Source organism: Rhodococcus aetherivorans (assembly GCF_025722975.1).
Lineage (GTDB): Bacteria > Actinomycetota > Actinomycetes > Mycobacteriales > Mycobacteriaceae > Rhodococcus > Rhodococcus aetherivorans.
In genome coordinates, this window is record NZ_CP106982.1 from 1417245 (window position 1) to 1431380 (window position 14136).

The window sequence follows — 14136 nt, forward strand, 5'->3', positions numbered from 1 at the left end:
CCCCGAGAAGGTATCCGAATGACACACCGACACAAGACCTTCCGATCCGATGACGCGCTCTGCGACGCCTGGCACTTCCCCGGGCAGGGCGAGGCGTTCGCCGGTGACGGCGGCCGCCCGGTCGTCGTGATGGCGCACGGGCTCGGCGGCACCAAGGATTCCGGCCTCCAGGCGTTCGCGGAGCGGCTCGCCGCGGCAGGTCTCGACGTCCTCGCCTTCGACTACCGGGGATTCGGCGCGTCCGGTGGTGCGCCGCGTCAACGGGTCGACCTGCGCGGCCAGGCGGACGACTACCGGGCCGCCCTGTGCGCCGCCGCCCGCCTCGACGGGGCCGACCCGAATCGCCTGATCCTGTGGGGTGTGTCGCTGGCAGGTGGACATGTGCTCTCGGTGGGGGCACACCGCCGGGACGTCGCGGCCGTCGTCGCCCTCACGCCGCTGGTCGACGGCCCCGCCGCGGGTCTGCTGGCGGCGCGGCACCATTCGATGCCGTCGATGCTGCGGTCCACCGCGATCGGGACCCGCAGCCGAGTCGCGGCGCTGAGAGGCCTTCCACCCGTAACGATTCCGATCGTGGGTCGCCCCGGCGAGACCGCGGCACTGACCCTGGACGGATATTTCGAGGACTACACGGCACTCGCCGGCCCGACGTGGCGTAACGAGATCGACGCAGGCGTCGCGCTCGAACTCGGTACCTACCGGCCGGGCAAGGACGCCGCCGGACTGCGGTGCCCGCTGCTCGTCCAGATCGCCGACTTCGACCGCAGTGCACCCCCGCACGCCGCCGCGGTCGCCGCCGCCCGGGGACGGGCCGAGGTCCGCCACTACCCGTGTGACCACTTCGACGTCTGGCCGGGGCGCGACTGGTTCGATGCCGCGGTCGCCCATCAGATCTCGTTCCTGTCCCGGCACCTCGGTGCCGGGAGCCCGCCCGCCGGGAGTCCCCGGCACTACGGCACCGCCGGGAGTCCCCGGCACGACGGCACCGCCGGGAGTCCCCGGCACGACGACGCCGCCCCCACGACGACGAGGTAGACCGATGGCAGAGACCGTCCAGCAAGCCCTCCGTGAGCGATGCGACCAGGACACCACCGCAGTCGTGTACGGCGACAGGACATGGACGTGGCGCGAGCACCTCGGCCGCGCATCCGCCCAGGCCGCGGCCCTGCTGGGCGTGGCGGACCCGGACCGCCCGATGCACGTGGGCACCCTGCTCGGCAACACTCCCGACATGCTCGAGGCCATGGCGGCGGCCGGACTCGGCGGCTACGTCCTGTGCGGCATCAACACCACCCGCCGCGGCGACGGCCTGGCCCGCGACATCCGGCGCGCCGACTGCCAGATCGTCGTCACCGACCCGGAACACCGGCCCCTGCTGGCCGGGCTCGACCTGCCGGGGGTGCGGATCCTCGACACGTCGTCGCGGGAGTGGGCCGACCTGCTCGCCGGGGCCGGTGTCCTGCACCCGCACCGCGAGGTCGAGGCCATGGACACCTTCATGATGATCTTCACGTCGGGCACGAGCGGCGATCCCAAACCGGTCCGCGTCGCCCACCTGATGGTGCTGTTCGCGGGTCAGAACCTCATCGGTCGGTTCGGTATCGCCGACACCGACGTCTGCTACTTGTAGATGCCGCTGTTCCATTCCAACGCCGTCCTCGCCGGCTGGAGCGTGGGCATCGGCAGCGGCGCCGCCATGGTCCCGGCCGCCTTCTCGGCGTCCCGGTTCCTCGACGACATCCGCCGCTGCGGCGCGACCTACATGAACTACGTCGGCAAGCCTCTCGCCTACGTGCTCGCGACCCCCGAGCGGCCCGATGACCGGGACAACCCGCTGCGCGTGGCATTCGGCAACGAGGCCACCGATCGCGACATCGAGGAGTCTGCACGCCGGTTCGACTGCACGGTATGGGACGGCTTCGGCTCCACCGAGAACGCCGTCATCGTCACCCGCGAGCCCGGCACGCCGCGCGGATCGATCGGCAAGGGCCTCGACGGCGTCGCCGTCTACAACTCCGCCATCGTCACCGAGTGCCCCGCCGCGGAGTTCGACGCCGCCGGTGCCCTGATCAACGCGGACGAGGCGATCGGCGAACTGGTCAACACCCACGGCGCCGGGTTCTTCTCCGGGTACTACAACGACCAGGAGGCCACCGACGAGCGACTCCGCCACGGCATGTTCTGGTCCGGCGACCTCGCGTACAAGGACGCCGACGGGTGGATCTACCTGGCGGGCCGCACCGCGGACTGGATGCGCGTCGACGGCGAGAACCTCGCCACCGCTCCCATCGAACGGATCCTGCAGCGCCTGCCCGCCCTGAACCGCGTCGCCGTCTACGCGGTGCCGGACGATCACGTCGGCGACCAGGTGATGGCCGCGATGGTTCTGCAGGACGCTGCCGAACTGACCCCCGAGATGTTCGAGGAGTTCCTCGCCGCCCAGCCGGACCTGTCGCCGAAGGCGTGGCCCCGCTACGTGCGCATCGCTGCCGACCTGCCCGGTACCGCTACGAACAAGATCCTCAAACGCGAACTGGTGCAACAGGGCCCGACTCCCGGCGGCGGCGTGCTGTGGTCCCGCCGCGACCGTCGCGCGACGGGCACGACATCGGGGGAGGAGGGCGGCTACGTCGTGACCGGGTGATCCGGGGGAGAGGCCGCGCGTTCGAGTCTCGCTGAGCGGGACTCCGGCGAGGGCGTCGCAGGTGCGCTCCTAGCATCCGCGTCATGACCGCAACCACCGTCGCCGCCTCCGACGTGCACGCGCTGCTCGAACGCCGGCAGCAGTACTCGCGTGACCACCTCGAGGAGTGGATGCGGCCCGAGGAACGCTCGGTGTTCTCCCCGTACGACCGGCTCGGCGCCACCGCCCAGGGCTTCACCGGCAGGCACGAGGGCAGGAACCCGCGCGGAATCGTCGTCTTCTGACCGCGACGAGAGGTCTCGCCATGGAGAGGGTGGCGTCGTTGCCGGCGGACACGCAACTGGGCCGGGTGGCCGAGCGGGTACGCCGGATCGAGGCGCTCGGGTACGACACCGTGCACGTGTCGGAAACGGTGCGGGACCCGTTCACCGTGTGCGCGCTGGCGCTGGAACACACGTCGCGGCTGACGGTGCGCACCAGCATGGTCGTGGCCTTCGCCCGGAGCCCGATGGTGACCGCGTATTCCGCGTGGGAGCTCGCCCGCTTCTCCGGGGGCCGCTTCCAGCTCGGTCTCGCGACGCAGGTCCGCGGCAACATCGTCGGCCGGTTCTCGATGCCGTGGAGCAATCCCGCCGCCCAGCTGCGCGACTACCTCGACTCCCTGCGGGCGATCTTCGGCTCGTTCGCCACCGGAGAGCCTCTGTCGCACAGCGGCACGCACTACACATTCGACCGGTTGCAGCCGTACTTCCGACCCGGCCCCGTCCATGTCCCGGCGCCGCAACTGTGGACCGGTGGCGTCAACCGGCGGATGTGTGTGCTCGCCGGTGAGTGCTCCGACGGATTCGTCACGCACCCGACGAACTCGCACCCCACGTTCCTGCGCGAACACATCCTGCCCGCACTGCGCGAGGGCGCCGAACGCCGTGGCCGGCGCGACGGCGGCCCCCGCGTCGTGGTGGTTCCCAAGGCGATCACCGGCCGCGACGACCGCGTCGTCGCGGCCGCGCGCGAGGCGGCCCGCTCCGAATTCGCGTTCCTGTACTCGACACCCGCCTACCGCGGAACGCTGGCGGCGCTCGGTCTCACCGAATTCGGTGAGCGGCTGACCAGGCTGGCGCGGGAACAGCGTTGGAACGAGATGACGGAGACGGTGAGCGACGACGTCCTGCGCACCCTCGTCCCGCACGGCACCTACGCCCAGCTGCCGGCCGTCCTCGAATCCTGGTACGGCGGCACGTGCGACGGGTTGTCGATCGACCCGCCCGAGGACCCGGCCGACGACGACGAATTCGCGGCCCTGCTCGACCGCATCCGGGCGATCCCGGTGCGGCCGGTGCGGTGAGGACCGCGGCGCCCGACGGGTCGCCTCGTCAGGCCGGTCCGCCTGCGGCCTCGCCGTTGCGCTCGGCACGACGCCCGACCTTCTCCGCCTCGGACAGATCCTCCAACCGCTCGGCGCGGGCACGCTTGTCGGCTGCCTCGCCCCGTTTGTCGGCGGCGTCCTTCAGCTGCGCCTCGGCCGGGGCGGCGGCGGCCTGCTCGGCGGCCCTGATCTGCTCCTGTTCCTTCCGCCGGGCCGATTCGACCGCCTGCGTGCGCTGTGCCGCCTCGGCGTCGGCCTGCCGTTTCGCCGCCTCGGCGCGTTGCTCGGCCTCCCGTGCGGCGGTGCGCTTGCGCTCCTCCTCACGGGCCCGGGCCTGCGCCACCTCACGCTGCCTCGCCTCGTGGGCCTCCGACTGCTGCGCCCGCGCCTGCTCGCGCTCGGCGCGCAGCGCGGCGTCGGCCTCCTGCTCCTTGCGGGCGGCCTCCTCCTCGAGGGCGCTCGCCCGGGCGAACGCGTCGGTGCGCTCGGTCATCGCGGCGCCGCGCTGCTGCACGTCGCGGGCGCCGAGCACGGTTCCCACGGTCCCGTCGAGCAGGCCGAGGCCCCGCTCGTACATCAGTCGTGGGGGTGCGTCGGGCGGGAACCGCGAGAACACCTGCTGCTCGATCATCTGCAGCGGGAATCGGAAGATCTGGTACTGAAGGCGCAACACGGCCAGGGGCACGGTGGTGATGTTCATGTCGTCTCCGCTTCGTCGGGTATGAGAGGTCAGGGCGTTTCGGCGTCGTCGCCGAGGCTCTCGGCCTTCTGCCGGGCCCGCGCGGCCTCGGCGCGCGCCTCGGCGGCCTCGTCCATCGCCTCCCGGTGTTCCTCGGTGGCATCGATCGCGTCGGCGGTGGCCTCGGCCACCCGGGCGCGCTCGGCGGACTGCGCGCGCGCCGTCTCGACGCGGGCGTCGCGTTCGGCTTCGAGCCGCCCGGCCGCGGCCCGGTGCTGCGCCTGCTGCTCGGCGACCAGATGCTCGCTCTGCTGCCGGCGGCGCACGTCCTGCTCCGCGGCCGCGGCCTCCTGCCGGACCGTCGCTCGTTCCTGCGCGCCCCGCTCGTGGATCGACCCGAGTTCGTCCGCAGCCTCCTCGGTCTCCGCCCGCGCGACGGCTTCGGCGGTGTTCGCCTCCTTGCGTGCGTGGGCCTCGGCCTGCTGGAGCTGGCCCTCGGCGGTGAGCGAGTCGTTGCCGGTCACCGCGCCCGCGACTTCCTTCGCCTTGCCCTTGATGGAATCCAGCAAGCCCTCGCGGGCTTCCGCGGACGTGCCCTCTTCGTCCATGACGTCCTGCTCCTCGGTGGTAGGGACTGTCTGTGCGGGGTTGTCCGCTACCCGGGGGTAACCGCAAATGGCCCGTGTCAATCACGCAGGAGGATTTTCGGAGTGCGGATCCGGGCCCAGCCGCCTGCGCTCCGGCGGACAATGAGGCGCGAGGATCCGGCTCAGGGGGAGGCGACGTCGATGACCGGGAACGACGGCTCGGCTCCGGACGGAAGGCTTCGACGGGTGCTCCCGGAGGCCGGAGCGCACGTCGGCGGCGGCCGCTACCGGCTGGTGGAGCGGCACGGCACCGTGGGCGGCCTGCAGTGCTGGCGGGGGCGCGACACGGCCATGAACCGGACCGTCGCGCTGACCCTCGTGCCTCGCCCCGCCCCGGATGCCGGCTTCTTCCCGGGGCTGTGCGTGCGGACCGCCTCGGCGGCCTTCGAGCGGGCAGGGGCCGCAGCCCGGGTCTTCGACGTGGTCGGCGACACCGACCACTGCGTGGTGGTGGCAGAGTGGACGCGGGGCCGGTCGCTGCGCGACGTCGCCGCCGACCGTCCGGACCCGGCCGCGGCCGCACGGATGACGCTTCGCCTGGCCGAGACGGTGCGCGCCGCGCACCGGCAGTCCACGGTCCTGTGCCTGGACGATCCGGTCCGCGTCCGGGTCGGCGAGTGCGGTACCGCCGTCCTCGCCTTCCCCGCGATCCTGTCCGGTGCGGACGAGACGACCGACGTCGCCGGGCTCGGCGCGGTGCTGCGCTGCCTGCTCGGCGCCGGCGAGGCGCGCCCCGGCGCAGAGCCGATGCGGCAGCTCGCCGACGAGGCATTGGACGGACACGTCTGTACCGCAACCGATTTCGTCGACCGGCTGGATCGGATGCTCCCCCGTGACGACGTGCGGTTCCGGGGCGCGGAACGCACGGCCGAAGCCGTACGTCGCCAAACCCCTTCGCCGGCACCGGAACGGTTCCCGGCGCATCGGCCACCCGCGACCCCTCCCCGGCGCATCGCGGTCGTGCCTGCCTCGGCTGCACTGGTTCTGGTGGCGTGCCTCGCCGCGGTCGGCTGGGTCGCCGGCACCGCCCTGAGTGGCCCGGGTGGCGATTCCGTGGTGACGGCACCGACGCTGCCCGCAGTCGCCGTCGTGGCGCCGACGATCGGTGCCGGGGCGGCGTCGCCCGGCTCCCCCCTCGTTCCGCTGTCCGTGCGCGCCCAGTCATGGGACGGGACTACCGACAATGCGGTGACGGCAGACCTTGCGGCGGACGCCAACCCGAATACGGCCTGGAGCACCGACCTGTATCCCCGGCCGGTCCCGGCCGGCCGGAGCGGCGTGGGCCTGACGATCGCCTTCCCGCGGCCGGTCCGTCTCGGCGAGGTCCGGATCGACAGCCTCAGTGCCGGTTCGCGTGTCGAGATTCGAACGGCACCCCGCGGCGGCGGCCCGGACCACGCGTCGCAGACGATCGGCGGCGCTGTCCTCGGCTCCGGCGTGACCCGCATACCGGTGGCGGCGACGGCGGCACCGATGTCGGAGGTCCTCGTCTGGATCACGGAGCTGGCGTCGGTCGGGCCCGACCGCTTCCGGACGTCGCTGTCCGAGGTGGGATTCAGCGGAGACGCCGGACCGTGATCGTCCGCTGGCACCTCGTCAGTCGTACGCGCGGACGTGGCGGACGACCACCCGCGGACCGTACCGTGCGCGCGCACGGGCCAGTGCCTCCGACCGCACCTGCTCCTCGGTCACTCCCGTGGGCAGGGACAGGATCAAGCTCTCCGTGCGGTGGTCCGGATCGGCGGGATCCTCGACCAGGCACATCCAATCGAACGTTCCACCGGCGCGTCTGCGGGCCAATTCGATCCGGGCCGCCTCGACAGGTCCGCACCCCACGGCGGCATCGTGCGTCGTGCTCTGGTCCACGAGTCGAACGAGATGCTCGGTGGACCACCGGTGCACACCGCTGTTCAGCCGAACAGGATCCATCGCGTCACCGCCTCCCCGCGGCACATCCCCGGACCCTTCGTTTCGGGCGTCGAGTCCGGTGCGAGAGCTCTCCGGTGATTCTTCCACCTGTGCGGCCGGACGAGAAGGCCGGTTGCGGCGTATCCGCCGAGCGGACCGGCCGGGTGCCGGGCGTGGCGCCGGAGCACCCCGTCGGCCACGATGACTTCACACCCCGCACGTCGAATCGAAGGACGGTCCCGCAATGAGCACCCCCGAGCTGGCCCGGCACGCCTCGCGGTTGCGGGCCGATCTGCACGTGTTCGATCGACGTATCAAGGAACTGAGCGAAGAGTTCGGGCGGATCGATCGCCATTCCCACGGAGACTCCGCCGAGGCCGCGCTCCTCGAGATCCTCGACCTCCTCGCCGACGCGCGCCTGGATCTGCGCAGCGTCGACAAACATCTGGAGACGGCGGTCCGGCACGCCGAGAACCTGCACTGATCGCCGCGAGGGCACACCCGTTCCGACGTCGGTGGCAGTTCATTCCATAATTCCATAGAATGCCGTAGTGAAGTCGGCTGCGTCTCCCGCCGGGAAGGACCGGCGCGCGGCGACCCTGATCCCACACGTCCCCGGAGGGCGGCTCATGAACAGCCCCACGCGCCCCACCACCCCGTCCGGCGAACGGATCGGACTCGGCCTGCGCCGCAACGCCGCCCAGTTCACGCTGCTGGTGGTGGTCAACGCCCTCGTCGGCGGCATGCTCGGCCAGGAACGCACCGTGCTGCCGCTGCTCGCCGAGGAGGAATTCGGCATCCGCGCCTACACCGCCGGCCTGTCGTTCATCCTCGTCTTCGGCCTGTCGAAGGCGATCACCAACTATTTCGCGGGCACCTTCTCCGACCGGTACGGGCGCAAACCGGTGCTCGTGGCCGGCTGGCTGGTCGCAGTCCCGGTGCCCCTGCTGCTCATCTGGGCTCCGTCGTGGGGCTGGGTGATCTTCGCCAATGTGCTGCTCGGCATCAGCCAGGGACTGACCTGGTCCACCACGGTGGTGATGAAGATCGACCTGGTCGGCCCGGCCCGCCGGGGGCTCGCGATGGGACTGAACGAGGCCGCGGGGTATGCCGCCGTCGCCGCGACCGCGCTCGCCACCGGCTACCTGGCCGAGGCCTACGGTCTGCGGCCGGCGCCGTTCCTGCTCGGCATCGCCTTCGCGGCGCTCGGCCTGGGACTGTCCACCCTCGCCGTGAAGGAGACCCGCGAACACGCGCGCCTCGAAGCCGTCGGCCACGTGGCCCGCGCCGACGGACGCCACGACCACCTGCACGACAAGCTCACCGACCGGCAGGTGTTCGTCCAGACCAGCTTCAAGGAACCGGCACTGTCGTCCGCCAGCCAGGCCGGCCTGGTCAACAACCTCAACGACGGCCTCGCCTGGGGCCTGTTCCCGATCCTGTTCGCCGCGGCCGGCCTCTCGGTCGGCCGGATCGGCGTCCTCGCCGCGCTGTACCCGGCCGTGTGGGGAGTCGGCCAGCTGGCCACCGGCGCGCTGTCGGACCGGTGGGGCCGCAAGTGGATGATCGTCGCCGGCATGTGGCTGCAGGCCCTCGCCCTGGCCGTGATCGCCGTCTCGGATGCGTTCCTGCCGTGGGCGATCGCCGCGGTGGCGCTCGGTGCCGGCACCGCGCTGGTCTACCCGACCCTGCTCGCCTCGATCGGCGACGTCGCCCACCCCGCCTGGCGGGCCCGGTCCGTGGGCGTGTACCGGCTCTGGCGCGACGGCGGATTCGCCGCCGGCGCCCTGCTGGCCGGTATCGTCGCCGACGCGTTCGGCGTCCACGCCGCCGTGTGGGTCGTGGCCGCGCTGACCGCCCTGTCCGGGCTGATCGTCGCGGTGCGCATGTACGAGACCCACCCCCGACCTGCCCGCGTCGCACAGGAGGACCCCGCCCATGGCTGATCGAGCCGCCAAGGATGCCCTCTTCGGGGAGTTCGCCGCCGTCGGCAAGGTGCTCGGCAACCCCGCGCGCCTGGAACTGCTCGACCTGCTCGCGCAGGGCCCGCGCAGCGTGGACGAGCTCGCCGCCGCCGCCGGGCTCGGGGTGAGCACCTGCTCGGCGCACCTGCAGACGCTGCGCGCGGCCGGGCTGGTGCAGTCCCGCCGCGACGGCAAGCGGATCTTCTACTCGCTCGCCGGGGACGACGTGGCCGTCCTGTGGGACACTCTGCGCCGCGTCGCCCAGCGGCACCGCCCGCACACCGAGCTCGCCCGTCGCGCGTATCTCGGCCCGGACGACACCACGGTCGTCGGCACCGAGGAACTGCTGCACCGCCTCGAGACCGGCGAGGTGGTCCTGCTCGACGTGCGCCCCGAGGCCGAATACGCCGCCGGGCACCTGCCCGGCGCGCTGCACGTGCCACTCGACGAGCTGACCGAGCGGCTCGCGGACCTGCCGGCGGGCCGCGAGATCGTCGCCTACTGCCGCGGTCGGTACTGCGTGCTCGCCCACGACGCGGTCCGGCTGCTGCGCACCCACGGCGTGCCCGCCCGGCGCGCCGCCGACGGTGTGCTCGAGTGGCGGCTCGCCGGCCTGCCCGTCGACTCGGACGTCGCCTGACCGCCGCCGCGACGTTCGCGTCCGGTTCAGTTCCGGGTCACGCGCCGGCCACCGAACCGGGCTTTCCGGTACCTACGGTCCGAAGGACTCGACCGGATCGATGGAGGTATCGAAACAGTGACGACGGCACCACTGAATCGCCGCGGGTTCCTCGGACGCACCGCGCTGGCCGGCCTCGGCGTGGCCCTCGCCGGCAGCGTCGAGGCGCTCGTGCGCCCCGGACTTGCGTCCGCCGTGCCCGGCACGGCGATCGGCTACGGCCCGCTCGTCCCGGATCCCAACCGCATTCTCGCCCTGCCTGTGGGCTTTTCGTACACCGTGGTGTCGCGCTCCGGCGAGACGACCCTCGACGACGGCGCGCCCGTCCCCAGCGATCCCGACGCCAACGGCGTGTTCGCGCGGGGCAACGGTTCCACGATCGTGACCAACCACGAGATCGGCAAGGACGAGCCGTTCGGCGTGCCCGTCGTCGACGGCCTGACCTACGACCCCGGTGCCCGAGGCGGCACCACCACCGTCACGGTGGGGCCGAACGGGCAGCGCACGGGCCAGTACGTCAGCCTGGCCGGCACCGTGAACAACTGCGCCGGCGGAATCACCCCGTGGGGCACGTGGCTGACGTGCGAGGAAACCGAGGCACGCGCCGGCTCCAAGGGATTCACGCTCGACCACGGTTACGTCTTCGAGGTCGACCCCGCGAGCCAGGAAGCCAACCGCGGCAAGAGCCCGGTGCCGCTGAAGTTCCTCGGCCGGTACGCGCACGAGGCCGTCGCCGTGGATCCGGCATCGAGCGCGATCTACCTCACCGAGGACGCCGACGAGCCCAACGGCCTGTTCTTCCGGTGGACGCCGCCGCAGGGTTTCCGCGGCGGGCCGGGCGCCCTGCGTGAACTCGCCGTGTCGCCGGGCGGCGACACGGCGGGCAGCCTGCAGGCGATGAGGTGCCTCGACGGCGGCACGCACGTGCCCGACCTGTCGCAGGCCACAGAGCCGGGCGTGCGCTACGCGGTGGAGTGGGTCGACGTCCCCGACCGCGACGCCGCCACCACGCCGGTGCGCGCACAGTTCGCCGCCGACGAGGTCACCCGCAGCCGCAAGCTCGAGGGCCAGTGGTGGGGCGACGGCGGCGCCTATTTCGTCGCCAGCTACGCCCGCACCGGCGACGGCAGCGTCGCCGAGCACGACGGCCAGGTGTGGTTCTACGATCCGGCCTCACAGACGATCACGCTGAAGACGCTGTTCGGGGTCAACCCCGACCCGTCCGTCGACACCGGCAACTACGACGGTCCCGACAACATCACCGTCTCGCCGTACGGCGGCGTGATCCTCGCCGAGGACGGCGACGGCATCAGCCACCTCATCGGCGTCACCGCCGAGGGACAGCCGTTCGCCATCGCCCGCAACGAACTCAACGACAGCGAGTTCTGCGGACCGGCGTTCAGTGCCGACGGCAAGACCCTGTTCGTCAACATCCAGTCGCCCGGGCTGGTCCTTGCCATCACCGGGCCGTGGCGTCGTCCGATCAATTGATCCTCGATCGCACGGCCCGCGCGGCGCCGCGGGCCGTGCGTGTCAGGCGGACCAGGACCGCCAGCGCAGATCGGCGATCCGGAGCACCGGCCCCGCCGGGCGGGCGGCGCGGTACTGCGCGTACTTGACGGCGAGCGCATCGAGACCGGCCGTGCCGACCGCGGAGCGCGGGTCGTGGACGGTGGCGGTGCCGTCGAGGCGGACCCACCACAGGTGCGTCCAGTCCTCCTCGTAGTGGTCGACGAGCACGGTGACGTGCGGGTTGCCCTCGATGTTGCGCAGGCGCCGCAGCCGGCGCGTCGTCTTCGGTTTGTCGTCGACGCAGGTGTAGAGGACGTCGCCGGCGAGCGCGAACACGATCGGGACGAGGTGCGGATGCCCCTCCGGCCCGGCGGTGGCGAGCCGTGCGACGCGGGCGGCGGTGACGAGAGCGCGTGCGTCCACACCCCCCACGGTAGGCGCCCGCCGGTCGTCACCTTCTCGGTCCGGGGATCCGCCTGTCGGGGCCGAACCGCGAGCCCGCGAGGCCCGGCGGCGCCGGCCGCCAGTTGTACTGGTTCTGCGGCGGCGGGGATTCCAGGTCGGCCCAGGCTTCCCGCGCCCAGGACTCGGCCTCCGGTCCCGGGCCGAAATCGATGCCCAGCGACGGGTCGTGGGTGCAGATCACCCAACGGTGACCGTCGGGAGTCTCGTGGATGCGGTAGTGCCGTGCCGTCGTGGGGTCGGGGAGAGGTGCCATGGGGACCGGGTTCCCCGCGGCGCGGCGAATCATGTCGGGCGCATTCCTCAGGTGCTGCCGAGGCGCTGCGGCCGGGCCGTGTCCGCTTCCACCCGAAGCACCTCGAGGACGACGCCGCCGTCGACGGTCTCCTCCTCGACAAGGATCGCGGCCAGCCGGTCCAGCGCCGCCCGATGCTGCGTCAGGAGCGCGACCGCCCGTTCCTCGGCGGCCCGCAGCAGCCGGGCGACCTCGCGGTCCACGAGCTGCTGGGTGTGTTCCGAGTAGGGCCGCACGAGGCTCCGGTCGCTGGTGTCGGCATGGAGGTAGTTGGGATCGCCGGAGCCGTACCCCACCGGTCCGAACGCTTCGGACAGCCCGAATTCCCGCACCATGCGCACGGCGATCCGGGTCGCGCCGCTCAGATCGTCGGCGGCGCCGGTCGAGCCCTCCCCGAACACGACGATTTCCGCGGCCCGCCCACCCACCCGCACGGTGAGCAGATCGTTGAGATACCCCTCGCTGTAGAGGTGGCGTTCGACCTCGGGGAGCTGCTGGGTCGATCCCAGCGCCATGCCCGCGGGCAGGATCGTCACCTTCGCCACCGGGTCGGCGTGCGGGCACAGAGCCGCGAGCAGCGCGTGACCCGATTCGTGCACCGCCACCGAGGTCCGTTCCTCGGGGAGCAGGGCGTTGGCGCTCTCGCGGCGGCCGAGCAGCAGGCGGTCGCGCGCGGACGACAAGTCGTCGGCGCAGATGACGGTGCGGTCGTCGCGGACGGCGTTGATGGCGGCCTCGTTGACCAGGTTCGCCAGATCCGCACCCGAGAACCCCGGGGTGGCCCGCGCGAGCACACTCAGATCGACGTCGGGTCCGAGGTGTTTGCTCTGCAGGTGCACCGAGAGGATCGCGGCCCGTTCCGACTGGGTGGGCAGGGGGATGACCACCGTGCGGTCGAACCGGCCCGGCCGCAGCAGTGCCGGATCGAGCGCCTCCGGGCGGTTCGTCGCCGCCAGCACCACGATGCCGACGCTCTGATCGAAGCCGTCCATCTCGGCCAGCAACTGGTTGAGCGTCTGCTCCCGCTCGTCGTTTCCGGCGTAGGTCCCGACGCCGCGTTTGCTGCCGATGGCGTCGATCTCGTCGATGAAGATGATCGACGGGGGGCTCTTGCGGGCCTGCTCGAACAGGTCCCGCACGCGGGAGGCGCCGACGCCGACGAACATCTCCACGAACTCCGAGCCCGTGACGGACAGGAAGCGCACCTCTGCTTCACCCGCCACCGCGCGGGCCAGCAGCGTCTTGCCGGTGCCCGGCGGGCCGATCATCAGCACGCCGCGGGGACCCTTCGCGCCGGCGGCCGCGTACTTCTCCGGATCCCGCAGGAAGTCGACGACCTCGCTGATCTCCTGCTTGACGCCGTCGTATCCGGCGACGTCGGCGAAGCGGGTGGTCGGCCGGTTCGCCTCGATCACCCGGGCCTTCGAGCGGCCGAACGTTCCGATGCCCCCGATACCGCCGGCGCCGCCGCTGAATGCGCGCTGCGCCCGGCGGCCGAGCCACAGCAGCAGTCCCGCGAACACCACGAAGGGCAGCATGCTGAACAGAATCGCCCCCCACGGGCTGTCGTCGGTCTGTTCCGCGCTGACCCGGACCTGCTTCGCCTGCAGCTTGTTGTCGAGCCCGGCGAGGTCCAGCGCGGTGGGTAGCTGGGTGACGAATTCGGTTCCGTCGGAAAGTGTTCCGTAGACCGATCCCTTGTCGTCGATCGTCACCTGTTCCACGGTGCCCGCGTCGACCCGGTCCACGAAGTCGCTGTAGGTCAGGGTGCTCGACGTCGGGGTCTGCAGGGCCAGGGCGACCACCAGGCCGCCGAGCAGGACGGCGACCGCGACCAGCTGCCACCACAGGCCCGAGGACGGCGCCGGCGGGGGCGGCGGGTCCGGGGGAGGCCCCGATCGCGCCGACCGTGAGTGGTGAACGGAGAAGAACCTGGTCCGTGTGATCATTCGGCGCTCTCCTGCCTGACCTGTCCGCGTC

Annotated in this window: 14 protein-coding genes and 1 pseudogene; 9 read left to right on the forward strand and 6 right to left on the reverse strand. The window is 72.1% G+C overall.

All coding sequences use genetic code 11. The features are described 5' to 3' along the window. Positions 1 to 18: 18 nt before the first annotated feature. The 4 genes and pseudogenes from OCS65_RS06660 (at position 19) to OCS65_RS06675 (ending at position 3989) form a co-directional block, all read left to right on the forward strand. On the forward strand, positions 19 to 1035 hold the full coding sequence (locus tag OCS65_RS06660) for an alpha/beta hydrolase (protein ID WP_029545840.1): 1017 nt from the start codon (positions 19 to 21) through the stop codon (positions 1033 to 1035). A gap of 4 nt (positions 1036 to 1039) precedes the next feature. Further along, positions 1040 to 2644 (forward strand): annotated as a pseudogene (fadD1, locus tag OCS65_RS06665) (fatty-acid--CoA ligase FadD1). Positions 2645 to 2727: 83 nt separating this feature from the next. Then, positions 2728 to 2928, forward strand: a complete 201-nt coding sequence (locus tag OCS65_RS06670) for a hypothetical protein (RefSeq protein ID WP_006939743.1) — start codon at positions 2728 to 2730, stop codon at positions 2926 to 2928. Between the two features lie 20 nt (positions 2929 to 2948). Then, positions 2949 to 3989, forward strand: coding sequence for a TIGR03617 family F420-dependent LLM class oxidoreductase (locus OCS65_RS06675; RefSeq protein WP_029545838.1), 1041 nt, complete (start codon positions 2949 to 2951; stop codon positions 3987 to 3989). A gap of 28 nt (positions 3990 to 4017) precedes the next feature. On the opposite strand, the gene OCS65_RS06680 is transcribed toward OCS65_RS06675, so the two are convergent. Both OCS65_RS06680 and OCS65_RS06685 read right to left on the reverse strand, forming a co-directional pair. Further along, the gene (locus tag OCS65_RS06680) at positions 4018 to 4710 is read right to left on the reverse strand and encodes a hypothetical protein (RefSeq protein WP_006939747.1); all 693 of its coding nucleotides are present in this window, start codon (positions 4708 to 4710) and stop codon (positions 4018 to 4020) included. Positions 4711 to 4739: 29 nt separating this feature from the next. Then, positions 4740 to 5297, reverse strand: a complete 558-nt coding sequence (locus OCS65_RS06685; protein ID WP_006939749.1) for a CsbD family protein — start codon at positions 5295 to 5297, stop codon at positions 4740 to 4742. 180 nt (positions 5298 to 5477) lie between these two features. On the opposite strand from OCS65_RS06685, the gene OCS65_RS06690 reads away from it, so the two are divergent. Next, on the forward strand, positions 5478 to 6914 hold the full coding sequence (locus OCS65_RS06690; RefSeq protein ID WP_029545836.1) for a hypothetical protein: 1437 nt from the start codon (positions 5478 to 5480) through the stop codon (positions 6912 to 6914). 18 nt (positions 6915 to 6932) lie between these two features. On the opposite strand, the gene OCS65_RS06695 is transcribed toward OCS65_RS06690, so the two are convergent. Next, on the reverse strand, positions 6933 to 7202 hold the full coding sequence (locus OCS65_RS06695) for a hypothetical protein (protein WP_185713039.1): 270 nt from the start codon (positions 7200 to 7202) through the stop codon (positions 6933 to 6935). A 286-nt stretch (positions 7203 to 7488) separates the two neighbouring features. On the opposite strand from OCS65_RS06695, the gene OCS65_RS06700 reads away from it, so the two are divergent. The 4 genes from OCS65_RS06700 to OCS65_RS06715 all read left to right on the forward strand — a co-directional run bounded on the left by OCS65_RS06700 (position 7489) and on the right by OCS65_RS06715 (position 11378). Then, positions 7489 to 7728 (forward strand): hypothetical protein, encoded by a 240-nt coding sequence (locus OCS65_RS06700; RefSeq protein WP_006939756.1) that lies wholly within the window; start codon positions 7489 to 7491, stop codon positions 7726 to 7728. A 145-nt stretch (positions 7729 to 7873) separates the two neighbouring features. Then, positions 7874 to 9190 carry an MFS transporter gene (locus OCS65_RS06705; protein ID WP_029545832.1) on the forward strand — a complete coding sequence of 439 codons (1317 nt, stop codon included), beginning with the start codon at positions 7874 to 7876 and terminating at the stop codon, positions 9188 to 9190. Next, on the forward strand, positions 9183 to 9848 hold the full coding sequence (locus OCS65_RS06710) for an ArsR/SmtB family transcription factor (RefSeq protein ID WP_029545830.1): 666 nt from the start codon (positions 9183 to 9185) through the stop codon (positions 9846 to 9848). The genes OCS65_RS06705 and OCS65_RS06710 overlap by 8 nt, the downstream gene beginning before the upstream one ends. Before the next feature lie 117 nt (positions 9849 to 9965). Beyond that, positions 9966 to 11378, forward strand: a complete 1413-nt coding sequence (locus OCS65_RS06715) for an alkaline phosphatase PhoX (protein ID WP_029545828.1) — start codon at positions 9966 to 9968, stop codon at positions 11376 to 11378. A 42-nt stretch (positions 11379 to 11420) separates the two neighbouring features. On the opposite strand, the gene OCS65_RS06720 is transcribed toward OCS65_RS06715, so the two are convergent. Genes OCS65_RS06720 through ftsH form a run of 3 tightly spaced genes read right to left on the reverse strand, consistent with a single transcriptional unit; the run spans position 11421 to position 14105 of the window. Continuing rightward, on the reverse strand, positions 11421 to 11822 hold the full coding sequence (locus OCS65_RS06720; protein ID WP_006939760.1) for a TIGR03668 family PPOX class F420-dependent oxidoreductase: 402 nt from the start codon (positions 11820 to 11822) through the stop codon (positions 11421 to 11423). 28 nt (positions 11823 to 11850) lie between these two features. Further along, complete coding sequence (locus OCS65_RS06725) at positions 11851 to 12117, reverse strand: SPRY domain-containing protein (protein WP_029545826.1); 267 nt, start codon at positions 12115 to 12117, stop codon at positions 11851 to 11853. A gap of 47 nt (positions 12118 to 12164) precedes the next feature. Then, entirely contained in the window at positions 12165 to 14105 is a 1941-nt protein-coding gene (gene ftsH / locus OCS65_RS06730) for an ATP-dependent zinc metalloprotease FtsH (protein WP_231385948.1), read from the reverse strand. Positions 14106 to 14136: the final 31 nt, after the last annotated feature.